This is a genomic window from Cloacibacillus porcorum (assembly GCF_001701045.1).
GTDB classification, from domain to species: domain Bacteria; phylum Synergistota; class Synergistia; order Synergistales; family Synergistaceae; genus Cloacibacillus; species Cloacibacillus porcorum.
In genome coordinates this window covers 955,517-980,481 of record NZ_CP016757.1, presented here as the reverse complement: position 1 = coordinate 980,481, position 24,965 = coordinate 955,517, and the positions used below count along the sequence as shown (strand labels likewise).

At 48.2% G+C, this 24,965-nt stretch carries 21 protein-coding genes; 13 read left to right on the top strand and 8 right to left on the bottom strand.

Features of this window, described 5'->3' with window-relative positions:
* Positions 1-137: 137 nt before the first annotated feature.
* The 13 genes from BED41_RS04430 (at position 138) to BED41_RS04370 (ending at position 16,114) form a co-directional block, all read left to right on the top strand.
* Complete coding sequence (locus tag BED41_RS04430) at positions 138-908, top strand: FadR/GntR family transcriptional regulator (RefSeq protein WP_066743495.1); 771 nt, start codon at positions 138-140, stop codon at positions 906-908.
* A 516-nt stretch (positions 909-1,424) separates the two neighbouring features.
* On the top strand, positions 1,425-2,342 hold the full coding sequence (locus BED41_RS04425) for an ABC transporter permease (RefSeq protein ID WP_066743494.1): 918 nt from the start codon (positions 1,425-1,427) through the stop codon (positions 2,340-2,342).
* A 12-nt stretch (positions 2,343-2,354) separates the two neighbouring features.
* Entirely contained in the window at positions 2,355-3,638 is a 1,284-nt protein-coding gene (locus BED41_RS04420; RefSeq protein ID WP_066743492.1) for an ABC transporter permease, read from the top strand.
* Between the two features lie 9 nt (positions 3,639-3,647).
* Positions 3,648-4,685: an ABC transporter ATP-binding protein gene (locus BED41_RS04415; protein WP_066743491.1), complete on the top strand. Its 1,038-nt coding sequence runs from the start codon at positions 3,648-3,650 to the stop codon at positions 4,683-4,685.
* Positions 4,675-5,643: an ABC transporter ATP-binding protein gene (locus tag BED41_RS04410; protein WP_066743489.1), complete on the top strand. Its 969-nt coding sequence runs from the start codon at positions 4,675-4,677 to the stop codon at positions 5,641-5,643. Before BED41_RS04415 ends, BED41_RS04410 begins: the two co-directional genes overlap by 11 nt.
* 126 nt (positions 5,644-5,769) lie before the next feature.
* Entirely contained in the window at positions 5,770-7,452 is a 1,683-nt protein-coding gene (locus tag BED41_RS04405; protein WP_066743487.1) for a peptide ABC transporter substrate-binding protein, read from the top strand.
* A 589-nt stretch (positions 7,453-8,041) separates the two neighbouring features.
* Positions 8,042-9,220 (top strand): saccharopine dehydrogenase family protein, encoded by a 1,179-nt coding sequence (locus BED41_RS04400; RefSeq protein ID WP_066743485.1) that lies wholly within the window; start codon positions 8,042-8,044, stop codon positions 9,218-9,220.
* Positions 9,221-9,399: 179 nt separating this feature from the next.
* Complete coding sequence (locus tag BED41_RS04395) at positions 9,400-10,896, top strand: alanine/glycine:cation symporter family protein (protein WP_066743483.1); 1,497 nt, start codon at positions 9,400-9,402, stop codon at positions 10,894-10,896.
* 85 nt (positions 10,897-10,981) lie between these two features.
* Entirely contained in the window at positions 10,982-11,296 is a 315-nt protein-coding gene (gene ppnP / locus BED41_RS04390) for a pyrimidine/purine nucleoside phosphorylase (RefSeq protein WP_066743481.1), read from the top strand.
* Positions 11,297-11,305: 9 nt separating this feature from the next.
* Complete coding sequence (locus tag BED41_RS04385; RefSeq protein ID WP_066743480.1) at positions 11,306-12,712, top strand: Sapep family Mn(2+)-dependent dipeptidase; 1,407 nt, start codon at positions 11,306-11,308, stop codon at positions 12,710-12,712.
* Complete coding sequence (locus tag BED41_RS04380; protein WP_066743478.1) at positions 12,709-13,911, top strand: MFS transporter; 1,203 nt, start codon at positions 12,709-12,711, stop codon at positions 13,909-13,911. Before BED41_RS04385 ends, BED41_RS04380 begins: the two co-directional genes overlap by 4 nt.
* Positions 13,912-13,914: 3 nt before the next feature.
* Complete coding sequence (locus tag BED41_RS04375) at positions 13,915-14,733, top strand: pyrroline-5-carboxylate reductase family protein (protein ID WP_066743476.1); 819 nt, start codon at positions 13,915-13,917, stop codon at positions 14,731-14,733.
* Positions 14,734-14,899: 166 nt separating this feature from the next.
* A complete protein-coding gene (locus tag BED41_RS04370) occupies positions 14,900-16,114 on the top strand; it encodes an MFS transporter (protein WP_066743474.1) in 1,215 nt (404 codons plus the stop codon).
* A gap of 59 nt (positions 16,115-16,173) precedes the next feature.
* Here BED41_RS04370 and BED41_RS04365 read toward each other — a convergent pair whose 3' ends face one another.
* From BED41_RS04365 to BED41_RS04330, 8 genes are all read right to left on the bottom strand, one after another.
* Positions 16,174-16,710 (bottom strand): prolyl-tRNA synthetase associated domain-containing protein, encoded by a 537-nt coding sequence (locus BED41_RS04365; RefSeq protein ID WP_066743472.1) that lies wholly within the window; start codon positions 16,708-16,710, stop codon positions 16,174-16,176.
* 37 nt (positions 16,711-16,747) lie between these two features.
* On the bottom strand, positions 16,748-17,431 hold the full coding sequence (locus BED41_RS04360) for a GntR family transcriptional regulator (RefSeq protein WP_066743471.1): 684 nt from the start codon (positions 17,429-17,431) through the stop codon (positions 16,748-16,750).
* Between the two features lie 19 nt (positions 17,432-17,450).
* Entirely contained in the window at positions 17,451-18,377 is a 927-nt protein-coding gene (locus tag BED41_RS04355; protein ID WP_066743464.1) for a glycyl-radical enzyme activating protein, read from the bottom strand.
* A gap of 6 nt (positions 18,378-18,383) precedes the next feature.
* On the bottom strand, positions 18,384-20,807 hold the full coding sequence (locus BED41_RS04350; RefSeq protein WP_229712394.1) for a glycyl radical protein: 2,424 nt from the start codon (positions 20,805-20,807) through the stop codon (positions 18,384-18,386).
* A 104-nt stretch (positions 20,808-20,911) separates the two neighbouring features.
* A complete protein-coding gene (locus BED41_RS04345; protein ID WP_066743462.1) occupies positions 20,912-21,304 on the bottom strand; it encodes a GlcG/HbpS family heme-binding protein in 393 nt (130 codons plus the stop codon).
* Positions 21,305-21,409: 105 nt separating this feature from the next.
* Entirely contained in the window at positions 21,410-22,192 is a 783-nt protein-coding gene (locus BED41_RS04340; protein WP_066743460.1) for an NAD(P)-binding domain-containing protein, read from the bottom strand.
* Between the two features lie 61 nt (positions 22,193-22,253).
* Positions 22,254-23,687 carry a YfcC family protein gene (locus tag BED41_RS04335; protein WP_066743458.1) on the bottom strand — a complete coding sequence of 478 codons (1,434 nt, stop codon included), beginning with the start codon at positions 23,685-23,687 and terminating at the stop codon, positions 22,254-22,256.
* A 32-nt stretch (positions 23,688-23,719) separates the two neighbouring features.
* On the bottom strand, positions 23,720-24,946 hold the full coding sequence (locus BED41_RS04330; protein ID WP_066743456.1) for a metal-dependent hydrolase family protein: 1,227 nt from the start codon (positions 24,944-24,946) through the stop codon (positions 23,720-23,722).
* Positions 24,947-24,965 lie beyond the last annotated feature (19 nt).

The following is a 24,965-nucleotide window of genomic DNA, read 5'->3' as shown; positions in this document are numbered from 1 at the left end:
AGTCATAAAATTTTTCTGGTATTGCCTCTGGTCCGTTATTTGGTATTATACTACCTAGTGTTATTATCTCTTGGAGACTTTTATCATATTAACGCTCAGACTGGTAAATAAAAAACTTTCGTGTTGGAGGAAATCTCATGAAAATCGGCATACCTCTTGAAAAAAAGGATAGCAAGAAAAAAATAGTCCAGGAAAAACTGCGGGAGCTGGTATCATCGGGATCTTTCAACGAGGGGGACAAGCTGCCCTCCGAACGGGAACTGGCGCAGATGCTCGATGTCAGCAGGAACGTCCTGCGTGAGGCCGTAATTTCAATGGTGACCGAGGGTTCGCTTGAGGTACGCGAACGACAGGGTATCTTTATAAAGAGCCTAGATAACTTTGGGATGCTCGACTCTCTGAAAAGTTTGCAGATGCTGCCTGCTGATTTCGTCTCATACCAGCTTGAGGTGCGTCTCATCATCGAAGTGCCGGCGGCAAGAATCGCCGCGATGCGCCGAACGGAAAACGACATCAGAAAATTACGCGAGTGTTATGAAAATTTTGTCTCCTGCCCCTATATAACACCGGAGGAACAGGCGCAGAACGGGAAATGGGAGGCGCTGCTGCACCATCTGGTGACAGAATCCGCGCACAACCCGATCCTTTCAAGATTAAATGAAAGCATCAACAGCCTTGTTGAACGCAATAACATCCTCGTCCATCCGGATATGCTGATGGAAAAGGGCTGGATCGAGCTCATCAAATCACGCCATGGGGCAATTATTAAAGCTATTGAAGAAAACAACGCCGACGATGCCGGCGAAACATTAAAGATGCATCTGCTTGAAACCGCTGAGGTGATGCGCAGGAAACATCCTGAATTGATTACAGACATCCCCTACCCGTATTGGAACCTGAAAAACTAACATTCCGTGATATACATTCAAAATGTCCAGAACTGATATGAGCGGCATGATCCATTAATAGAACGTGCCGCTCATTCCATAATACAGCACATCACATGCAAAACTATCTATAAAAATGATATCCTGACTCTCCGGCAAACTAAACCTGCTTTTTACAGCAGTCTTTAAGATAATTGGGCTTTTTCTTATGCTTTTACGATTTTTTACAAAAATTTTTGGTAATGATTAATTTATTTGCACCTTATTATCAATGAATCCTTGTTTTTATTTACTTGACGCGAATATTTATACATGATATATTTACCTCAATCCATAGAAGTACCAGTGGTATTACCAGAATTTCAATGTATACCTCGTATTTAACGTATTCTTTGTAGTAGCTCCGTGAAATCTCTGTCGGCGGAGAGGGAAGATGTTCAGGAATGGCGAAAGAAGGAGGCTTTTCCATATATAGTGGAACAGCTTCTTTAATACCAAAAGAACAATCGATACTGTTAAAGCAAAGGATGTGTAGAAATGCTGAAATATACTCTAAAGCGCATTGTATCCGCAGCTCTTACCATTTGGTTCGTTATTACGATTACATTTTTGATAATGCATAATCTGCCAGGAAGTCCGTTTACCAGCGCACGCGGACTGCCGGATGAGACACGGGCGGCGCTTGAGGCGAAGTACGGACTTGACAAGCCCTTGGGAGTTCAGTATCTCACATATTTGTTCAACTTCGTCAAGGGAGATTTCGGCGTCTCTTATCATAAAAGAGGAGTAACTACCCGCGCCATCATTGAGAGTGGCTTTCCCTACTCAGCAAAGATCGGGCTGCTTGCCGTCGCCTTCATACTCGGCTTTGGTATATTTTTCGGAGTCTACGCGGCGCTCAGACATAACAGACTATCGGACAGAGTCTCAATGCTGCTCGCCACGTTGGGGACGACAATACCCAGTTTTGTCGTTGCGACACTGTATCTTTATGTCTTCAATAAAAAGCTGGGCATCGTACCATCTTACGGAGCAGAGAGCTTCAGAGATTACATTGGTCCGGCTTTTGCGATAGGGGCGTTTTCAATCGCCTTCATAACCCGCCTCACACGAACCTCGATGCTTGAAGTACTCCAGCAGGATTATATCCGCACCGCTAAGGCGAAGGGACTTCCGAGCTTTGTCGTAATGACACGTCATGCGCTGCGCAACGCGCTGATTCCGGTAGCAACTTATATGGGGCCCTGCGTAGCAAGCATCGTCACCGGCTCGTTCGTCGTCGAAAAGGTCTTTGGCATACCCGGTATAGGCTGTCTGTTCACGACAAGTATCCTTAACCGCGACTATTCTCTGATACTTGGAGTAACGGTATTTTACGGCGTACTCCTCGTTCTGATGGTTCTATTGGTCGATATCCTTTACGTTCTTATCGACCCCAGAATCAAATTCGACTGAGGAGGGCTTGTGATGACACATATAGACGAACAGCTCGATCTTAACAACGCAGCGCTGTGGAAAGAAACTGAGCATGACTTTACAAAATCAGAGGATATCAAGCGCAGAAGCCTTACATTCTACCAGGATGTCTGGAGGAGGTTCCGGGAGAATAAGACGGCGATATTCTCTCTCGTCTTTATTGTGCTCTTGACGGCCACGGCGCTATTCCTGCCATATTTTTGGAGGTATACCTATTCAGACCAGAACCTGGAATACTCTAACGTTCCCTGCAGGCTTGAACTCTATGAGATAGACGGGACAGGCGCCTCGTTTTATATCACGAACGATTACAACGTCCTTCAGGTGGCGCGTGACGGTACGCTTGGAAAGATGGCGGAAAACACCGGCGACAATCTTATGACGCGTCAGAAAAACTTCGTGCTCGACGGCAAGGATATAAAGGTGGATTACAGCCAATACTTTGCCGCAAAGAAAAAACTCTATTCGTTGAGAAGAGCCGCAGAGCGCGGAGAAAAGGTCGATTTGCCCGCGGAGGAACACAAATTTGAAAACATGAAGAGATATATCGTCACTGTGGACGGTAAAGAGGTACAGCCCTCACTCCGTGTTTGGAATAAGAGCCATATCTTTGGCAATGACGCGCTCGGCAGAGACATTTTTATCAGGATAGTCTACGGCGCGCGCATATCGCTCGCAGTCGGCTTTGCAACGGCTCTCGTATGCTTCATTATAGGCGTCTTGTTTGGCGGCGTCTCCGGCTATTGCGGCGGAAAGGTAGACGACGCGATGATGAGAGTCGTCGATATAATAAATACGATACCGACGCTGCTCTACGTCATACTGCTTCGCGTCCTCTTCGACAGCGGCGGTCTCTTCACAATAATTCTGACAATAGGACTTACCTACTGGGTAAGCATGGCAAGGCTGGTACGCGGAGAGGTGCTTTCTCTGAAGAAGCAGGAGTTCGTCCTCGCGGCCAAATCACTGGGCGCGCCAACCAGGTATATACTTCTGCGCCATCTGCTTCCAAACATAATGGGACCGATCATGGTTACCATAACCATGATGATCCCCAACGCGATTTTTACCGAGGCTTTTCTGAGTTTTGTCGGACTCGGCGTCTCCGCTCCCATCGCCTCATGGGGAACGCTTTGCAATGACGCTCTTGAAGGACTGTACACCTATCCGCAGCAGCTGCTATTCCCCGCGGCGGCAATCTCTCTTACGATACTCACATTTAATCTGCTTGGCGACGGACTGAGAGACGCGCTTGACCCCAAGCTGAGAAAGTAGGCTGGAGACATGGCTGAAAATAAAAACATACTTGAAATACGCAATCTGCATACCTCTTTCTTTACTCATCTCGGCGAGGTAAAGGCGATAAGGGGCATCGACATTCATATAGAGAGCGGGGAGACTCTAGGTATCGTCGGAGAGTCAGGCAGCGGCAAAAGCGTCACCTCTCTTTCCATAATGCGTCTGCTGCTTCACCCTGGAAGGGTCGTAGACGGAGAGATTCTCTTTAAAGGAGAAGATCTTCTGAAAAAAACAGAGCATGAGATGACAAAGATACGCGGAAATAATATTGCGATGATCTTTCAAGACCCCATGACCTCGTTGAATCCGGTGCTGCGGGTCGGCTTTCAGATCGAAGAGGCCCTGCTGCAGCACCAGCGCCTCTCAAAAAAGGAGGCAGCGGAAAAGGCCGTCGAAATGCTGGAGATGGTCGGCATACCTGATGCCAAAAGGCGTGCCGCCTGCTATCCGCATGAGTTTTCAGGCGGGATGCGGCAGCGGGCAATGATAGCGATGGCGCTCTCCTGCCGTCCGGAGCTTCTTATCGCCGACGAACCGACGACGGCGCTTGACGTGACGATACAGGCACAGATCATCCGGCTCATAAAAGAGCTTGGACAAAATACCGGGACCTCTACCATCCTGATCACACACGACCTCGGCGTAGTGGCGGATATCTGCACCCGAATAGACGTCATGTACGCGGGATTAGTCATGGAGGAGGGGAAAACCGACGACGTATTTTTTAACCCTGCGCATCCATATACGATGGGACTGCTGAGGTCGATACCTAATGTGGCCACCGGCGCGCGCCACAGACTCATTCCAATACCGGGGACGCCGCCGGACCTCCTGAATCCGCCTCAAGGCTGCCCATTCTCACCCAGATGCAGTTTTTCCATGAATATATGCACCAGCCACCGCCCTGGATACTATCAAGTTGGAGAGGGACACAAAGCGGCCTGCTGGCTGCTTGACAAACATGCGCCGTGCTGTGACCGCTATAACGCTATGAAAGGAGGCATCAGTTCAGTTGAACGATAATATCCTTCTTGACGTTAGAAACCTAAAAAAATATTTCTATAAAGACGAAGGGCTGATCTCAAAAAAGGTACAAGAGATAAAAGCCGTCGACAACGTCAGTTTTTACATCCGAAAGGGAGAGACGCTGGGGCTTGTCGGAGAATCCGGCTGCGGAAAGACCACCGTTGGCAGAACCGTCATGCGCCTCTACGAACCGACGGCGGGCGAAATATACTATGACGGTATTGACGTCGCCAAGCTCTCACCCAAATCATTTATGCCCTACCGTAAGAAGATCCAGATGATATTCCAAGACCCCTACGCCTCGCTCAACCCCAGAATGACCGTCGCCGACATCATTGGCGAGCCGCTTGACATCCATAGGCTCGCCTCAGGCAAAGAACGTCAGGAAAGGATATTTGAGCTGCTAAAAAGGGTCGGCCTGCGTAAGAACCACGCCAACAGATATCCGCATGAATTTTCTGGCGGACAGCGGCAGCGGATAGGGATCGCCAGAGCGTTATCGGTCATGCCGGAACTCATAATATGCGACGAACCGATATCGGCGCTCGATGTTTCCGTGCAGGCACAGATCGTGAATATGATGGAAGATCTGCAGCGGGAGATCGGCCTCACCTATCTTTTCATCGCGCACGACCTCTCCATGGTACGGCATATCTCAAACCGTGTTGGTGTAATGTACCTTGGAAGCCTCATGGAGGTGACTACCGCTGACGAGCTATACAACAATCCGCAGCACCCATACACCATAGCTCTGCTCTCCTCGATCCCCATTCCCAATCCTCGGGCGGAGAAAAAAAATATCATCCTTGAGGGCGACGTGCCAAGTCCGCTCAATCCGCCGTCAGGATGCCGGTTTCGTACACGATGCCGCTACGCCAAAAAAGTTTGCTCCGAGGTGACTCCAGAATTAAGAAACCTCGGCTCGGAACACTATGCAGCCTGCCACCTCCTTTAATAATGAAAACAGAGGGGAGAAATGCCGTGCAAGAGACACAAAAAACAGAGACGCAGAGAGAAAGATGTTTGACCATTTGATGCCGGAACACGGGTATTGCCTGAGTTAGCCGAAAGGAGCATCCATATGTTGACAAAAAAAAGATTCAAATTGGTAGCAGCCATCGTACTTGTATTCACAGCTTTCTTCTCACAGGCGGCCGTCGCGTACGCGGCGCCGAAGGTGTTGGTATTCAACCACGGCAAGGAGATCAAAGCTTGGGACCCCTCGATCGATGATTCTGGAGGAAGTTTCGTCATAGGCAACATCTTCGAGGGCCTGATGAAAGATACAAAAGACGGCAAGCTGGCCCCCGGACAGGCGGAGAAATATACGATATCGCCGGACGGACTTACCTATACCTTTTATCTGAAGCCGAATATTACATGGTCTGACGGGAAACCCGTCACCGCTAAAGACTTTGAGTACGCGTGGCTGAGACTCCTTGACCCCAAAGCCGGTTCAGAGTATTCGTATATGGGTACCTCATATATAAAAAACGCGAAGGCATTCTTTGACGGAAAGGCAAAGGCAAGCGAGGTCGGCGTCAAGGCCCTGGATGATAAGACATTCCAGGTCGTCCTGGAATCGAAGGTGCCCTATTTCCTCAACCTTACGACATTCTTCTCCTTCATGCCCGTAAGAAAGGACATCGTGGAAAAATACGGCGACGGGTGGGAAAAGAACCCCAAGACCTGTATCTCTAACGGACCGTTCGTTCTGGAATCCTATAAAATCGGCGACAACCTCACGATTGCCAAAAATCCCAAGTATTATGACAGCAAGAACGTGAAGATCGATAAGGTAAAAATGGTATTCGTCTCCGACCAAACAACCGCACTTAACGCGTTCAACGCGGGAGATATCCATGTAAATCCGGAAATACCGCCGGCAGAGATTCCAAGACTCATCGCCGAAGAACCTAATCTGGTATTCACACCGAGAATGCAGACCGCATACATCATCTTCAACGTCGACAAACCTCCATTCAACGATGTGCGTGTCAGAAAAGCCTTCGCGCTCGCGCTCAACAGAAAGGCGATCTGCGAATCCGCTCTCAAAGGCGGAGAGACTCCTGCGACAGGCATCGTCCCGCCAGTACTTTCACTCTCGACAGGCGAAAGCTTCAGGACTCTTGGCAAAAACGGCAAGCCGACCACAGAGTACGGTATCGACCCAAATGCCGCGCGCGTGGAAGAGGCGCAAAAATTATTGGCAGAGGCCGGATATCCCAATGGAAAGGGCTTCCCGAAGGTAACATATACCTACGTAACGAGAGAATCTCTTAAAAAGATGTCCGAGGCTATCCAGGAGATGCTGAAAAACAACCTTAACGTTAAAGTTGAGCTTGACAATATGGAATGGCAGGTGCTCGTCGACAAGAGAAAAAGAGGGGATTTCATAATCAGCGGCGGCAACTGGACCGGTGATTATGCTGACCCAATGACATTCTTCGACGCCTACGCGACGGACAGCAGCTGGAATGAATGCCAGTGGAGATGGAAAAAGTCAAAAGTGGCCCCCAACGACACAGTCCTCAATCCGGAACATAAGGCCTTTGAACAGGAAATCTTGATGGCGCAGAAAACATCAGGTACCACACGTGACGAACATCTCAAGAACGCGGAAAAGATACTCATGGACGCGACCCCCGTATCGCCGCTCTATTATGGCAACTTCTGCTACCTCGTCAATCAGGACAAGGTACGCGACGTATGGATGAACAAGGTCGGGGAATATAAATTCTGGGACGCGGAAATGGTACAGTAATATCCGTTATCGAAAGTAAATGAAGAGGCAGGGGCCGCGCGATTATTAATAATGCACGGCCCTTGTTTCCTTTGCCCTTATCCGGCCTTACAGGTTTAGATCGGCCTAGATTTACATATGACCACAAGACGACACAAACTTCTGCAATGAACATTTGGAGAACTTCACACATCATTCAGATATGCTGCCATTGCCGATCCGTAAATTCAGAAATAAATACTAAAAATTGATTGCCATGGCAGCCGTACATTTCCAATAAACCGGTTTCTTTCAATAAATTTAACGCACTGTTTGCGCGAATTATCTGCAGTTTTTATATATTCCAATAAATCCCCCATACGTAATCATATTTTCACCGAAGTGTCGGCTTATTACCGTATTTCCCGCAATTCTTCCATCTCTCAGCACTGTCACCAACGCAGCGGCACAAACAAAATCAATGCTTGACGATATATAAAAGACATGATATATTCACATCAGAGCGTTGGATGAACCTATGGTAGTGCCAGAATTTGTTTTTAAGTATACATCGTATCCATTAATTTTTTATTGTCTGCAAAATAAATTCATATTAATAGGAGGAACAGAGATGGCAACAAAGAAAAAAGCTCTACAGATCGGCGCGGGTATGGTGGGCCGCTGCATAGTTCACGACATGATCAGCGATTTTGATTTTGTCGTGCTGGATATGAGCGAGGAAAACCTTGCCGAGACCAAGCGCCTCTATCCGAGCGTCGAGACCGTCAAAGGCTCCGCTACCGATAAGGACTTGATCGCAAAGCTTTCCGCTGACTGTGACATCATCACAGCGGCAATGCCCGGAACTGTAGGCTATCTGGTAACTCAGATCGCGATGGAGCTCGGCAAAAAGATATCCAATGTCTCCAGCATGCACGGCCGTTCCGACGAACCCTATGACAAGATCGGTCAGGAGACCGGCGGACTCGGCATCTCGATGATCGGTTTTGAGCCGGGCATGAGCAACTTCTTCGGCGGCCGCGGCTACTACAAACTCGACAAATGCGAAGAGATGTACGTCTACGTCGGCGGCGGCCTCCCCGTAAATCCCCGTCCCCCCTTCAACTATTTCACTACCTGGTCAATCTCTGACAACCTCAACCAGTTCAACCAGCCAACAACGGTCGTCCGCGGCGGTAAAGAGATGGTCATCCCCGCTCTCAGCGAGGTGATGCACTTTGAGATAGAGGAATTCAAAAATCTTGAATGCTTCACGAGCAACGGACTCGGCGGACTCTTCCGCAGCTTCAAAGACGTGCCGGAGATGGCGGCCTACACCGTCCGCTGGCCCGGCCTCGCGGCGCAGATGCGCCTGCTCAACGACCTTGACCTCTTCGATAAGGAAGAGAGAATGCTCGGTAAGGTCAAGCAGGTTCCGCGCGACATCCTCATCGACATCTTCTCGAAGAAATATCAGAGACAGCCCGGTGAGGTCGACATGTCCGTTCTGAAGATCGTTGTCAAGGGAATCAAGGGCGATGACCGCGTGACATACACCTGGGAGATCGCTCAGAAGGAGATCCCCGAGACGGGCTACACCTCGATGGCCTGGACCACCGCCTGCACCTGCGGCATCTTCGCCCGCGCGATGGTCGACGGAAAACTCACCGGCAAGGGAATGCTCGCCGCGGAAAAGTTAGCTAAGGACGACGACTTCTATAACTGGGTAATGGCCGAACAGGCAAAGCGAGGCATCTTCTACAAAGAAAAGGTAGAAGTTGAGAAAAACGTCAAACTCTGGGAAAAATAAGTTTATCTGGAATAAATGCAGGCAGGAAGTTGTCGCTTCCTGCCTGTTTATGTAATAACCGACGTGTTAAACGTCAGCGCAATAAAAATATAACATCTTACCGCTCTTAAGCATTAAGCACCTTGGTCTAACTATAATAACACTTATTTATCGAGTATACAAATCACGGAGGTACCAGCATGGATGCAACGATAGCAAAACAGGTAGAAGCGGCCCTTGAATATGTCGCGTGGACCGTGCTCTGGAACAAATATTTCGCAATAATGTTTCTTCTTCTCGGGTTGTTCCTCACTATCGGTACGGGCTTTTTTCAGTTCCGCCGCTTTGGAGACATATTCTATAACACACTGGGAGGTCTCTTCCGTAAGAACAAAAAAGTCAGAGAAAGCAAGGTTTCTTCTTTTGGCGCCTTTGCCACGGCGCTGGGCGGCACCGTAGGCAACGGCAATATCGCCGGCGTGGCTAGCGCGATCGCCATCGGCGGACCGGGAGCGCTCTTCTGGATGTGGATGGCGGCGTTGGTGGGAATGGTCACCAAGATGAGCGAGATCGTCCTTACTCAGCATTATAAGCAGCGCTATGAGGACGGCTCCTCATACGGAAGCGCGGCGTATTATATCCAAAAGGGACTTGTGGAGGGCAAAGGCTGGAAGTGGTGCAAGGTCCTCTCTCTTATCTTCACAGTGACGATGATCGGCGCCTTCTATTTCGCGCCAGGACCGTACACGATCGTTGAAGCCCTGCAGAGCGCCTTCAAACTTTCAGGAACTACCGCCATCTTTTGCGCGATATTCTACACCGGAATATGCTATGTTATCGTACTCGGCGGTATCCCCCGTATCGTAAAATTCGCGGAGCGCGCCGTGCCGGTGATGGTGCTCTGCTATCTGTCCGCGGGAGTGCTGATAATAGTTAAGGACATTCCTGCTGCGATCGCCGGCATCAAGTCGATATTTTACTACGCCTTCCAGCCCTATGCGGCGGTCGGAGGTTTTGCCGGAGTCACGGTGATGAAGGTCGTTCAGGTCGGAGTGGCAAGAAGCGTCTACAGCAACGAGGCCGGCTGGGGCAGCTCGCCGATTATCCACGCGGCCGTTGACGTAGATCATCCTGGACGCCAGGGCCTCTGGGGCGCGATGGAGGTCTTCATGGATACGATGGTCGTCTGCACCATCACCGGTTTGATGGTCATCATCACCGGCGCGTGGCAGACAGGACGCGGCGGCGCAGGCTCGGTCGGCGAAGCGCTGGGAATAGCCTTCGGCGGATACGCCCCGCATATGCTCGCGTTCTTTATGATAATCTTCTCCCTTACCACGACAACAGGCTGGTTCTCATATCTGGAATCGCTCATCGTCTACTGTGTTCAGAATAAGCCGCACGAAGAACGCATGAAATATGTGAAATTTGTTCGCTACACTGGACCGATGGTCCCCCTCTGCGTCTCGATGTTCTTCTTCTACCACGGAACAGTTCCCTCAGTCGTATGGATGATGCTCGATATACAGTCGGCACTGCCGGTCTACGTAAACGTCATCGCCCTGACGCTGCTCTCGCCAGTGATCTTCAGGCTGGTCAAGGAATTTGAAACTGATTACCTAAACCCTGAAAAGGCGGCGAGACAGGCGGCGAAAGCGGCGGCTAAGTCAGGAACTAAGGCAACCGACGAAAACTAACGAAAACTAAAAAGTATAACAATAGCTGCTATGGGGAGGAGCGCGGCGCTCTTCCCCATTAATCAAGAAAACAGGAGGATATGTGATGTCAGAATTCATAAATTCAGTCGATGTCAAAGTAAAGGTAAATATCTACTGTGACGGTAAGGTGCAGAGCCGTACTCTTCGCTATCCGGACGGAAAGACGCAGACTCTTGGCGTATATCTCCCCGGAGAGTTTGAGTTCCATTCGGACGGTCCGGAAAAGGTAGTAATGACGGCCGGCGCGGTCGAAGTTTTGTTTCCGGGAGACAAAGGCTGGCGGCTGGTGGAGACCGGCGGCTGCTATGACGTGCCGGCGAATACCGTCTTTAAAGTCCGCTGCAGCGAAATTTCAGAGTATATCTGCGATTTTCTCTAGGCTTCAGTAATGAACGAGAGGCTCGACAGGATCGTAAAATCATATCTTCCGCGGCTGGTGCAGAGCGTATGCGAAAGCGTACGTATCCCCAGCCTCTATACGGAAGACGCCAGCGGGTTTCCCTACGGCATTGAGATCGCCCGTGCCGCCGACCACGCGATGGCCTGCGCTAGGCAGCTGGATTTCAAAGTTACGGATCTGGACGGCAAAATATGCTGGGCCGATTACGGCGACGGAGAAGAGACTGTGGCCGTGATGGGACACCTTGATGTGGTGGCTCCAGGCGAAGGCTGGGACTTTGAGCCGTTCTGCGGATGTGTTAAAAACGGGGCTATTCTCGGACGCGGCACGCAGGACGATAAAGGGCCGCTCTTTAGCTCTCTCTACGCGCTGAAGGCGGTGGCTGACCTCGGAATTCCACTCTCAAAGAGGGTACGGATAATTTTTGGCATGGACGAAGAGAGCGGGAAAATGCGCGACGTGGAGGCCTACCTTAAAAGCGAACGGCCGCCGCTTTACGCCTTTACCCCAGATGGAGCCTATCCGGTGGTCAACACGGAAAAAGGGACGATAAAATTTACTTCCACGGCAGTTTTTGAAACAGCTCCCGTGAAAGGAATCTCTCTGGCAAAGATATGCGGCGGTGAAAGCATCGGTTCTGTACCCGCGAGAGCTGAGGCCGTGCTCAAGGGAGAGATACAGGCACTTGAAAGAACCGCAAGCGCTGTTGCCGCTGAGGCTAAAAGGAACGGCTGGAAAACCAAAATAGCCGCCTCCGGCGACCACCTTACCATCACCGTTCACGGGAAGGCGGCTCATGCCACACTGCCTGAGCTTGGAGAAAACGCCGTCGGCAGACTGCTGATTCTCCTCAGCGCCACCGAAATCAACGGCGGCGCCGGAAAGTTCGTGCGTTTCCTTGCGGACAAAATCGGTGTAGAGGCTGACGGCTGCTCGCTGGGAATAAAGGCCTCGCACGCACACTGCGGCGCGCTGACCGTAAATATGGCGAAAATCAGCGGCGACGAGCATTCCATCACCGTCACCTGCGGCATATACATCCCCGCAGAGACGATATCTTTCGACAGCGTCTGCGAAACGCTCGAACAGAGCTTCTCTTTTGCCGGCGGCAGCTTTGAGCCCTTCGCGAAGACGGCGCCGCTCTACTACAGCCCGGAGCACCCGCTGATAAAGACCCTGCAGCGCGGCTATCACAACGCCACCGGCAAAGAGCCATACCTCGTCAGTATGTGCGGCGGGACGTACTCCAAGAGGATGCCAAACATGGTTCCCTACGGAGCCACCTTTGAGAACGAGGATGACAGGGCGCACGGGGCAAACGAGAGGCTTTTAATCACCAACCTGATGGAAAGCACAAGGCTGATGGCGTACGCGATATTAGAGATGGCGAAATGAACGGAACGAGGAAAATATTAAGTCCTGAACTCGGTTATATCTTTATATTTTTCTCCATCACCTTCATCAGCGCCTCCATGGAGAGCGGCTATTATTTCCTGCTGCCCTACCTTGAGGGACGCGGCATCCCCCTCGGCGCACTCGGGGGCGTAGCTATGGGGATATGCTACGGCATATCCTTTTTTATCCGTCCGTTCGTCCCTTTTTTTGAACAGCGGCTAGGCAACGATAAGATGCTTTTGGGAGGTTACGCCTGTTTTTTTATCAGTGCCGCCGGTATAGCGCTCTTTGGTAAAGAGATATTCTCCGTCATCATCTGGCGCGGCATCACCGGCCTCGGGCTGAGCATGGTCGGCGTCTCTCTCACCGCCTATGAACGGCAGTTTATTCCCGAAAATATCCGGGGACGCAGCATCGCACTGATAACGACGGCCTATAGCCTCCCATCACTGATAATCGTTCCCGCGATGGAGCTTCTTATCACTAAGGAACTTTATCTCTGTTACATATTTTTCTTCCCTCTGCTGGTTGCTGCGGGAACCGTTGTAATCCGCAAGCTGCCAAAAATCGAAGAACGGGGAACGGCGGCTGAAGCTGACGATATGCCCTCCATATCATATATATCGCTGCTCCGAAAGCCGCAGATATCCCTTTTCGCTGTCTCTGCCGCGCTTTTCGCCCTAACGGACGCAGGACAGCTCACTTTCGTACAGCTCACCGGGGAACTCGGGCTGACGGCCTCTTACTTCTTCAGTGTCTCCGCGGGAACGGCACTGCTTTTCCGTATACTCTGCGGAAAACTCATTGATATGCTGCCGCGCAAGATCTGCGCCTCGGGAGCAACAGCCATTACCGCCGCAATGATGTTTATTATGACGACGGCCTCTACAGCCTCATCGCTTATGTTATACGGCTTTATCTTCGGAATCGGCATGGGCTTCGGCTACCCCGCTTTTATGTGCCTGATCCTCGACCTGGGCGGCAAAGCCTATGTTACACGCCTGGCGGTAGTATTCGGTCTGATATATTCAGGTTTCTTTTTTCTGACGCCGGTAATTATGGAGTTTTTTATCAACATTATGGGAAGCGCGGCGCTGGCTTATAAAGTAATCTACGGAAGCGTATTTTTAGCGGCGGCCATAACCGTGCCGGTCGGCGCTAAAGTTTATAGAAAAACTAATAACATACAGGAGTGGTAAATAATGAAGATAGGATTTATGGGTTCAGGAGCGATCGCGGAGATTTTAAGCCAGAAGATAACGGCGAGCGGCATCGCCAAGCCGTCGGATATCTACCTTTATGACGTGAGCGCGAATCGCCTCGCATATATGAGCGAGAAATACGGCCTCACCGTCTGCTGCGAGCCTAAAGATATGATCGCCGCCGCCGACTACGTCTTTATGTGCGTACGCTCGGACAACGCCATTGATATGGCGAAGACGCTCAATGCCTACGATTTCACGGGCAAAACCATCGTCTCCATCTCTTCCGGCATCCCCATGGCGCTCTACGAAAACAACGTTCCCGGCGCGGCGGTGGCGCGCGCCCTCCCCAACCCGCCGAGCAGAATCGGCCACGGCGTCATCGCCGTCGCCTTCAACTCCAAGGTGAGTGAGTCACAGAGGGCCGACCTGATGAAGATATTCGGCGCAATGGGCACCTGCCTCGCCCTTGGTGAGGATAAGATCAACGCGATAACCTCACTTACCGGCCCCGCGCCCGTTTACGCCTTCTTCCAGGGGATCGTCGAATCTGCGCTGCTGCTTGGCATCGACCATAAGACGGCGGCGAAGATGGCCTTCGGCACCGTAGAGGGCTGCCTCAAGGTCTGGGAGAACAATATCGACAACATCGGCGGACTGCTCGCGGAGACCAGCACCCCCGGCGGCATCTCCGTACGCCAGCTCTACAACCTCGAACAGAACGCCTTCAAAGCCACGGTTAAGGAATGCTATGAAGAGGGATTCCTGCGCACCAAGGCCTACAGCGACGGCATTTTGGAGATGCTCAACAAAGAATAGGAACGTCAATTTAACAGACAGGCTCCGCTCTCCCGCCGCAGCGGGAGAGCGGAGCCGTTTTTATTCAAACAAAATAAAACTTTACTATGGAATTAATTACTCTGTAACGTTACAATCTCTCTGTATCCTTGTTAATCGTAAGATTGATTTCCGCGGAGGGATATTTATGCCGAAGATCGCCTCACCGACAAGAGATAACCCAAGCATCCCGGCCTCGGCGTGGGGTTATATACTGCTGTTCTTCTGCATTACCTTTATCAGCGCCGCGCTTGAGAGCGGCTATTATTTCATGCTTCCCTACCTCGCAGGGATCGGAATCTCAGCGGGAGAGCTCGGGGGCGTAGTCATGGGAGTGTGCTACGGGGTCTCTTTTTCGCTGCGCCCCTTCATCCCGATAGCGGAACAGCGCTTCGGGGGCCGCAGCCTGATACGTTTCGGCTACGGCTGTTTCTTCGTCAGCGCGGCGGGCGTCGCGCTCTTTGCCGGAACGGTGAAGGGCGTGATTCTGTGGCGCGCCGTCGCCGGAGTCGGCTTCGGGATCGTCGGCATCATGATGACGGCCTATGAGCGGCAGTTTATACCAGAAAATATCCGCGGCCGCAGCATCGGACTGATTTCCACCGCCTACAATTTACCCTCTCTCATTGTCGTGCCGGCGATGGAGTTCCTGATCTCAGAGGGCTTTTTCAAAAGCTATATATTTTTCTTTCCGCTGCTGGTGACGGCCGGCATCGCCGCCATAAGGCGCCTGCCGCCGCTCCCCGCCGAGAACGCCGCCACACACGAGTACGGAGAAACGGAGGAGAAGGCCTCTTATCTCGTACTGCTCAAGAGACCGCAGATAATCTTTTTCATCATATCCGCCATGTTATTCGCCCTCACCGACGCGGGGCAGCTGCGCTTCGTGCAGCTGGCGCAGGAACGGGGCGTCGCCGCATCATACTTCTTCAGCGTCTCGGCGGGAACGGCGCTGTTGTTCAGGATTATTTTCGGACATCTCATCGACCGGCTGCCGCGCAAGCTGTGCGCGCCAGTATCAACTGCGGTAACGGCGGCGATGATGTTTACAATGACCTTCGTCTCCACCCCCGCGACGCTGATGCTCTGCGGCTTTATCTTCGGCCTCGCGATGGGCTTCGGTTATCCGGCCTTTATGTGCCTGACGATAGACCTCGGGGGACGGCGCTATGTGACGCGCCTCGCCGTCCTCTTCGGCCTGCTATATTCCAGTCAGTTCTTCATTACGCCGATCATTATGGAATTCCTCATCCGGCTCGCGGGCGACGCGGCTGGAGCCTACCGCCTGCTCTACGGCGCGGTATTCCTCGCCGCGGCGGCTCTCGTACCGCTGAGTCCGCGGGTATACCGTACAAAAGCATAAAAAATGAAGTTCCAAAGTTATTAGAACTTCATTTTTTATCATAGCACTATGCTTTCTCTCTATAAATCTATGACAATAGGGTGATGTCCAGTATAGGGTAAAAACTTATTCAGCAGGTATTCTGTCTTGATTTTGATGTGCGCCGTATTGGCACCTGGATTACAGGCAAACCAATCGCTCTCTGCAACCTCTTTGTCAATGATAATCTTGACTTTTTTCCTTCCATCATTTAATAGACTCATTACCGTAGCTGTACCTGGCCGTACGCCAAGGTACTCTTCCATACATTCCGCAGGCGCAAATGACACACGAGAACACTCCATCTTTTCACAGAAAGCCTTTGTATTAAAAGATTTTCCAGCTGGCATTATAACTAGGTAAAAGTTGACTTTTTTTCTATCGCACACCAGTACACTTTTTCTAATCTCAGCACCAAGCTTATTACTTATCTCGACACATGATTCCATGGATTCTACAGAATCATTATCTACCCGCTCAAATGGAATCCCAAGTTCAATCAGAACTTTATATACCTTCGTTTCCAACTCTCCACGTTCGTCACTAGGGACACCACTATTTATTTCGCTGATATTCAATATATTATCCCCCCATCAGCATAGTTCGGAGGAAAGGTCATTTGGTTCTTAACTGCTGCTTTTCGATCTCCCCGATCCTCTCTATGCCCATTTGATATCCAAGCTCTATATGATCTCTGTTTAAAATATCAAGAGCTCTGTTAAAATCCATTTCCCTGACTGCATGAAAAAACACGTCAATACTGTCATGCATAACCTCATAATGGGCCGGCTGCTTGTCGCATAGCATCCCTATACGAATAAGCTCGTCTTGATTATTCCTATATATCCGGTCTATCCTCTCACTGTCCAAAGCTTTGACTATCTCTCTATGAAAGGCCGTCTCATAAAAATCCCACTGGTATTGGTCATTTACAGAACTTCTAAGTCTAACTAAACACTCTTCAAACTTAAAAGAATATTCCCACGTACGCCCAGTATCAAATATTTCCTTGAGAGCAGAAACCTCCAAAAGTTTACGCAATTGGTATATCTCACGAACATCTTTAACGGTTATATCACGGACCCGTATTTTTTTTCTGAAATCGGCGATGAGCCAGCCTTCGCTCTCTAATTTACGCATCGCTACACGAACAGGCATACGACTAGTATTTAATTCTTTAGCGACAGATGCTTCTGTCAGAAAGGAACCAGGATAATACTCGACACGCATTATACGGTTTTTCAATATATCATAAATCTGCGTATACAAAGCATCATCTTTATTTAATACCGGATCCATATTTATGCACCCTTCTGTCTTAAATTTCACCACCGTTTATTTTAACAGAGAGGTTTGGCAGCGTCAATTTAACGTGTTCCCCTATACGCAACATATCCTCATATGAAGGGGGTTCTATATCTTTGAGGGCCATTTTTCTACCGAGTTTCTTATAGGTTATCATTCCAAGTTTATGGTACGACAGGAGTTCAAACTCTACAATATTCTTCAATTGTGCGCAGAACTCCGCTGTGGCAACGATATTTTCCACAGAATCATTGACTGATGGTATAACTGGAACTCTTATGACTATCTGCATACCGCAGCTATCAATCCTTTTTATATTCTCAAGAACGAGTTCATTTCCAAGGCCAGTCAATCTTCGATGGCATGCTGAGTCCATGTGTTTAATGTCGATATATAGCCTCGATACCCACGGCAACACTTTCTCCACATTACCCCACGGCACACAAGCGCTTGTCTCTACGGTCCCATTTATTCCACGTTCAAGGGCAAGGCGGAAAACTTCAGAGACAAATTCCGGCTGCGCAAAAGCCTCGCCTCCACTAAATGTAAAACCTCCTTTTGAATGAAAATAGAAAACTTCGTCCTTTTCTATCTCCGTTACCACTTCTTCGGCTGTCATATTATTTCCATATAGCGAAATTGCCTGGACAGGACAATTTTTACGACATTCTCCGCAGCCTCTGCACCTGCCATCAATGCTACGAGGAACGCCTTCCGTGTCCGGCTGCAAAGCATTATTTGGACATAACTTAGCACATAAACCACAGCGAAGGCATTTAGAGTCATCACAGCCAACTTCGTTTGTAAACTTTTGTGATTCTGGGGTCGAGCACCATAAACATGACATAGGGCAACCTTTCAGAAATATTACCGTTCGCAGCCCTTCTCCATCATAGCTTGAACTCCTCTCAATTCTTAAAACCGCTCCCGTAACCTTCATAACGGCTTAACCACATGACAGCGGCGAAGACAGAGAGCTTTGTATTGTACGGCCAATAATCTCGTCCTGTACGTCCTTGCCCAGCTCAGTAAAGTATGCAGTGTAGCCAGCGACTCTTACGAGTAACCCTTTATACTCCTCCGGATGTTTCTGTGCATCAATTAGTTTGTGTTGATCTATGACATTAAATTGAACATGAAAAATATTAAGGGAACATAGCGTTTTCAGAAGAGCCATCACGTTTTGTATCCCTGCCTCAGTAGAAAAGAGAGTGGGTTCTATCTTCATATTCAACAAGGTTCCCTGTACAAATCGATCGTGAGGAAGCTTCGCCACGGATTTAAGAACAGCACTTGGCCCCTCAAAATCCGTACCACCATTAGGGCTGACACCATCAGCAAGAGGTTTCCATGCCAGTCTTCCAGAGGGGAGAGCTCCTACCTCAAGACCAAAGGGGGTGTTACCTGAAACTGGCAGTATACCAGGGGTCATCGTTCCAAAACGGCTTTTATAGCTCTCTATCTCGTCTGCAATATACGTAAAGATCTCAGCTGCCATGTTGTCTACCCACTCAACATCATTGCCATATTTGGGAGCATCTTTGCATAGTCTGAGTATTTCAGGGGAATTTTCAAAATTCGAATCAAGAGCACTAAGCAGCTGACTCATTGAAATCTGTTTCGTATCATAGATAAGGTGCTTGATAGCAGCCATACTATTAATGAGGTCAGCAATTCCAATGAGGATTATTCCGTTGCCGGTATTGTATTTGGCACCGCCCCAAGCGTAGTCCATCGCGCTCTGTACACACTCTTTGAAACTAAGAGAAAGAGCAGGGACTGTACGATTAAAACCTATTTCATCTATCAAATGGCTCCCCTTCACGACAGTACGCACAGCATAAGCAAGCTGCCTTTTAAGCGCATTACAAAACGCTTCAAAGTCCTTAAATTCCTCAGGGACACCTGTCTGGATAGATATATCTAACCCTGACTTGCGACACCGCCCGTTAAGAAGGGTAAACTCGACCATCGCGCCTAAATTTATATCTGCTAAGGCCGTATATGCGCGCAGCCTTCCTTCAAGATTAGTCTCGACACATCCACTCGGATTCCAATCAAAAGCTTCTCTAAGCGGAACGCCCTTATTCATTAACATCCGTATGCCTATATCATCATTATGGAAAGCAGGAAAACCAGTCCCCAGCTTTATAAGTTCCACAATTTTGCGCAAAAAAGAATTTGGATTTTTTGCCAGGCTATAACGAACAGAAAGTGACGGCTGATACAGCCGCACATCCATTGTCGCCTGCAGGATCATATATGAAAGTTCGTTTACGGCGTTTCTTCCCGCCGTATCAACTCCACCAACCGTAACATTTTGAAACATGGGATAGCCAGCGGCAAATTCTGCCGTTATCTTATCCTGAAAAAGACAAGGCTCAGCAAATTTTACCCACAGGCAATCCAACAACTCCTGAGCCCTTTCTTTTGTCAAGCGTCCGGCCTCGATATCAGCCTTGTAAAAAGGGTAAAGATATTGGTCCATACGGCCTGGGTTGTAGCTGGCGGCATTTTGTTCCATAAATATACATATTTGATAAAAATAGAAAGACTGGATGGCTTCATGAAATGTCTCTGCCGGATAAGCGGGAACTTTAGCACATATCCTGGATATTTCAAGAAGTTCACGCTTACGCTCAAGATCTTTTTCTACAGCAGCTAAGCCAGCCGCCTCTGCCGAATATCTTTCAGCTAAAGCTATTATTCCTTCACCGGCGATAAGTAGTGCATCAAGATAAGTCATCTTCACATAATCCCCGGGAACGGTCATGTCGAGTTTTAATTTACGCTCTCTTATTTCTTCACATATCTTTTTTATACCTTTGTTTATTATATCTGAATATCCTGCTGTAGTCTCTCCCCAGCCTCGTACTGCTTTACGGTCAATATATATGACGCCGTTATCCCTCAATGCTTTGACATCGCCTGGAATTTGAGCAAGCCATTCTTCATAGTTTGAACGTCCTTTCCAAAAAGGTTTTATAACGTCAAGAAAAAGCTGTCTGTCTTCATTCCTAAGGTAAAATGGATCGTAACGGCGCGTGCTTATTGTATCTAGTTCGTCATCAAGAACAGACCAGCAGGTATCAGCGCAAAGAATACCAGCTCGTATCTTACTTCCTGAACAGCCAACAATGAGTTCTTTATCCCATATTTTTACAGTCTTTTCTTCGCACTGTTTTTTTACTGCTTTAGCTTTGCGTACGTGCCAAGGAAGCCCTCCCGTCTCCAGAAAACTTTCCGTCAGGATTCTGGCATTTTCAAGGTCCATTTCCGGACGCGTGTTTAGAACCCTCTCTTTCAAGAAATTGATTCTCGTCATATAGGCTGGTTCGCTTTTTATTTGTCCCATAGCTTTACATTCCATGTTAATTCCCCCAACACTCTTTTAATAAATTTAGGAGCCAATTAATATTTTAGGATTCTATAATTAATTTTACACTATACTTATCAAAATTGTCAACCTACTATTCAACTTACCAGAGCCGCAGCCGCAACCTCAATATCCTGCGTTTCGCTTCCGCCGCTTACTCCTATAGCTCCAATAATAGTACCGTTGTCACAGATTAATTTTCCACCGCCAATAAGAGAAATCGCGTTATCATAACGGATGCCGCGCAAAACACCATTTTCCTTATTTACTAAATATGCCAGATTATCTGTATTCTCACATAATTTTAAACATGTAAGAGCTTTTAGCTGGGCAAGCCTAACACTCTCTCCAGAGGAACCATCCATTCGCATAAACAATATTAAATCCTGCTTGTCATTAAAAATCGCAAACGACATAAGTACTCCCATCTTCTCCGACGCCAATCTAGCTCTAGTCATAATTTGTAAGGCTTTTTCAAGGTTTATTGCCATATCTTCCTTCTCCTTCTAATAAAAAAGGTTCCATACCACACTATGATAAAAAAAACAGTCCCCCTCTACTTTTCTGGAGGACTGTTTTTTTATTAACACATATCATTAAAGATCGTAATGTCTGCCTATCTTTTCCAGCGAATCTCTCCACGGCTTGTAGCCATCAGTCGCTTTCATCTCATTCCAGCCAAGTTCGTTCATTCCATTAGGAGTTGTATTTTCAAGCATAAACGCCTCGATATCTTCCGTGCACTCCTGGCGCATCAAAGTAGACAAAGCCTCGTTCATATATGTCGTATAATTGAGGGCGCTCTTAAAATCAAGGCCTTTTGTCATACACCATCGTACAACTTCTCCGACTAGACCATAATAGGGAACCATGATACCTGTAACTGCAGCAAGAACTTCAAGATCCTTCTCAGTATTTACCTTTACAACGGCACCGAGGAGAGAAAGCAGATCATAGCTAACCTTATCATCACCAAAGAGCACCACAGGACCTATCCTTCTTGCCGCAAATGGCAACGGTACCGCCCTTACTACACTTTCGGATGGAGCAAACCACGGTGCGGCTTTGGCAATTTTTGTCCCAGCAGCAATATGTATGATATGATTTTCCCTTCTAAAGTTTATACCTGGAGCCACTTTTTCAAGCACTGTCGGTAAAAGCGTAGGAAACACGATATCTGCATTATCTACAAGCTCTTGGTTTGAAGAAGCAACGATAATCTTTTCAGGATATAGAGCTTTAAGAGCAGCTGTCCTCGCTTCATTTATATCAAAGACAAAAACCTTTCCTTGAAAATCTGACGACGAACAGAAACCTTTCGCAAGTGCAGTGGCAATTCCACCAGTTCCTATAAATCCTACCTTGTCATTTACAATCATTATTGTACCTCCTGAATAGTTGTTTTTCTTCAGTATACTTATTTCCGGTGTCTACATCTTATTAAAATGGTCCAAGTTTCATTGCCGTTGCAGCTAACAGTGAAACACAGGCAACACCTACAAGCATAAAGTAAAGAGGGTATACCCACTTTATATATGTCTTATAGTCAACTTTAGCAATACTTATATAGATAATGAGCGTACCAAATGTTGGTATTATCATATTTGTCAGCCCATCACCAAGCTGAAAGGCTACAACCGCAGTCTGCCTCGTCATGCCGATAATGTCGGCTAGAGGTGCCATTATCGGCATAGTCACAGTAGCCTGACCGCTTCCTGACGGAACGAAAAAATTAATTATCGATTGTGTAAAGTACATCCCTATAGCTGAAAATGAGATAGGTATTTGCTTGAGTGGAATCGAGAGTGCATAGATTATTGTATCAAGCACATTGCCCTTTGTAAGAACCACAGAAACCGCACGGGCAAAACCAATGCAAAACGTACCTACAAGGATATCAGGCGTCCAGCTGCGAACAAAGACCTCGCATATTTTTTCATTATTATATCCAGCGACAACTCCAGCAAGAAGTCCCGACATCAGCCACAAAGCGGCTATCTCTGAGAAACCCCAGTTGAACTTTATCGGTCCTACCATCTGCAATACCGTTGTAACGAGAAACATTAGCATTAGTATCTTTTGGCGCACCGTCATCCTCTGGTCGCGTATATCATCAATATCTTTATTCCCTGCGGCAGAGGACGGATTGACGAACCCGGTAACACTCTTAGACGGGTCAGCCTTTACCCTGTTTGCATACCGGAATATGTACCACATCGTTATGCCGCAGCAAACCACCCATATCCCCACACGAAAGGCCATCGCGGAATAAAGCGGCAGTCCTGATATTCCCTGTGCTACCGCTACTGTATATATATTAAGCGGCCCTACCGCAAAAGAGACAAAGGTCGGCATAAACACCAGCAGGAGCCCCACCATCACATCGTATCCGCATATGAGCGATATGCTTATAGCCAGGGGCACAAACGGTATATGATGTTCCATGGCCCCCATCGCTCCTCTGCATGCGAAAAAGAGCATTAGGCCAAACATAACGATTTTATCGCTGTGGCAAGTCCTGAGTATCCAGCCTATCATCTTTTCCATTGTGCCGCTCTGAATATAAATATCGGTAGCGGCTATAGGACAGAGAACCATGCACATAATAGGCATAGACTGCGTCATACCCTCTATGATGCAGACAAACCAGTTGAAGATACCAACAGGCGTCCGCGCAATAAAATGGAAAGTGGTTGGGTCCACGACCTTGCGTCCAGCTACTTCTATACGGTCATACATACCGGCTGGCACAATCCATGTCATTAGACCGGCTGCAATAAGACAAAAGAGAATGATAGTCCATACGTGAGGAATTTTTATACCTTTTGGAGCATTCGCCATAGCTTCGGGATTGTTTGAAATGTGTTCCTGCATATCTTGCACTCCTCTCTATACTACGTAGCTCGTTAAATCATTTTCTTATAAAGCTTTCCATCCTGCATAATAACTAAAATATTATCTTTGGGATTTTTGAAAAGATCTATATTCTTTAATGGATCGTCGTTAACCAATATAATGTCTGCAAGTTTTCCTTCTTCGATTGTGCCAATTTGCTCCGACATACCCATAATCTCAGCGTTTACCCTAGTAAATGAAACAATTGCGTTCATCGCCCCCTGAGCCTTCGCCTGATAAGCAATGGCACCAGAGGCATACTTTGTATTGCGTCCAGTAAGGTCGCTGCCGCCACCTATCTTAACGCCCTCCTCCATAGCAATTTTTATCGCCTCATATCCCCGGTCATTTACAGCAATGAATTTATCATACATAAACTTGGAAAGGCTATCTTTCGCATGTTCGAGCACCATCTCATAGGTAATCTGGGTCGGCACCAGGTAGGTTCCTTTTTGAGCCATCAATTTTGCAGTTGGCCTCTCAAGAAGATTGCCATGTTCTATTGTAAGTATCCCCGCCTCTGTACAGCGGCTAATACTCTTATCTGAATAACAATGTGCCGCAACATATGTACCGGCATTATCAGCGACATCCACCGCGGCTTTCATCTCGTCAAACGTATACTGGCAGGCATTGGGGCCACCAGTCGGGCTGGCACACCCACCACATGCCATAATTTTTATAAAATCTGCACCTTCGCGCAATGTTTCACGGCAGGCCTTTAAAACTTCAGGTACACCGTCAGCAAGACGTGATCTGAACCCCATATTACCCTCATAATAGGGGCGGTATTCTGACGGTCCTCTATTGTCTCCATGCCCGCCGCTCTGGGCTATACATGGACCGCTTACCCTCAATCTAGGACCTACCGCCTCACCATTTTCCATAGCAAGCCTAAAACCGGCATCAGCCCCGCCAGTATCGCGGGCTGAAGTGTACCCCTGTTCAAGCAACTCACGCATATTCCTAAACATTCTTGCAGCTATAAGGCCTATTGGATTCCTGCGAACAATATCTACAACCTCAATCTCAATAAGACCAAGATGCATATGCCCATCGACCAATCCCGGCATAAGAGTATTTCCTTTGCAGTCAATTACATCCGCAGACTGAAGAGAAATACCACATTCAGAAACTTCTCTTATAATATTATTTTCTACTAATACTGAAACGTTGTATCTTGGATCTCCGCCATTACCATCAATTAATGTAGCGTTTTTAAAGATTACGTAACCCATAACTTCAGCCACCCTTCGA

Excerpts from the sequence above, each read along its gene's own strand:
- BED41_RS04430 (WP_066743495.1), top strand. The coding sequence starts at position 138 with ATGAAAATCGGCATACCTCTTGAAAAAAAGGATAGCAAGAAAAAAATA.
- BED41_RS04425 (WP_066743494.1), top strand. The coding sequence starts at position 1,425 with ATGCTGAAATATACTCTAAAGCGCATTGTATCCGCAGCTCTTACCATT.
- BED41_RS04420 (WP_066743492.1), top strand. The coding sequence starts at position 2,355 with ATGACACATATAGACGAACAGCTCGATCTTAACAACGCAGCGCTGTGG.
- BED41_RS04415 (WP_066743491.1), top strand. The coding sequence starts at position 3,648 with ATGGCTGAAAATAAAAACATACTTGAAATACGCAATCTGCATACCTCT.
- BED41_RS04405 (WP_066743487.1), top strand. The coding sequence starts at position 5,770 with ATGTTGACAAAAAAAAGATTCAAATTGGTAGCAGCCATCGTACTTGTA.
- BED41_RS04400 (WP_066743485.1), top strand. The coding sequence starts at position 8,042 with ATGGCAACAAAGAAAAAAGCTCTACAGATCGGCGCGGGTATGGTGGGC.
- BED41_RS04395 (WP_066743483.1), top strand. The coding sequence starts at position 9,400 with ATGGATGCAACGATAGCAAAACAGGTAGAAGCGGCCCTTGAATATGTC.
- ppnP (WP_066743481.1), top strand. The coding sequence starts at position 10,982 with ATGTCAGAATTCATAAATTCAGTCGATGTCAAAGTAAAGGTAAATATC.
- BED41_RS04385 (WP_066743480.1), top strand. The coding sequence starts at position 11,306 with ATGAACGAGAGGCTCGACAGGATCGTAAAATCATATCTTCCGCGGCTG.
- BED41_RS04380 (WP_066743478.1), top strand. The coding sequence starts at position 12,709 with ATGAACGGAACGAGGAAAATATTAAGTCCTGAACTCGGTTATATCTTT.
- BED41_RS04375 (WP_066743476.1), top strand. The coding sequence starts at position 13,915 with ATGAAGATAGGATTTATGGGTTCAGGAGCGATCGCGGAGATTTTAAGC.
- BED41_RS04370 (WP_066743474.1), top strand. The coding sequence starts at position 14,900 with ATGCCGAAGATCGCCTCACCGACAAGAGATAACCCAAGCATCCCGGCC.
- BED41_RS04360 (WP_066743471.1), bottom strand. The coding sequence starts at position 17,431 with ATGGATCCGGTATTAAATAAAGATGATGCTTTGTATACGCAGATTTAT.
- BED41_RS04355 (WP_066743464.1), bottom strand. The coding sequence starts at position 18,377 with ATGAAGGTTACGGGAGCGGTTTTAAGAATTGAGAGGAGTTCAAGCTAT.
- BED41_RS04350 (WP_229712394.1), bottom strand. The coding sequence starts at position 20,807 with ATGGAATGTAAAGCTATGGGACAAATAAAAAGCGAACCAGCCTATATG.
- BED41_RS04345 (WP_066743462.1), bottom strand. The coding sequence starts at position 21,304 with ATGGCAATAAACCTTGAAAAAGCCTTACAAATTATGACTAGAGCTAGA.
- BED41_RS04340 (WP_066743460.1), bottom strand. The coding sequence starts at position 22,192 with ATGATTGTAAATGACAAGGTAGGATTTATAGGAACTGGTGGAATTGCC.
- BED41_RS04335 (WP_066743458.1), bottom strand. The coding sequence starts at position 23,687 with ATGCAGGAACACATTTCAAACAATCCCGAAGCTATGGCGAATGCTCCA.
- BED41_RS04330 (WP_066743456.1), bottom strand. The coding sequence starts at position 24,946 with ATGGGTTACGTAATCTTTAAAAACGCTACATTAATTGATGGTAATGGC.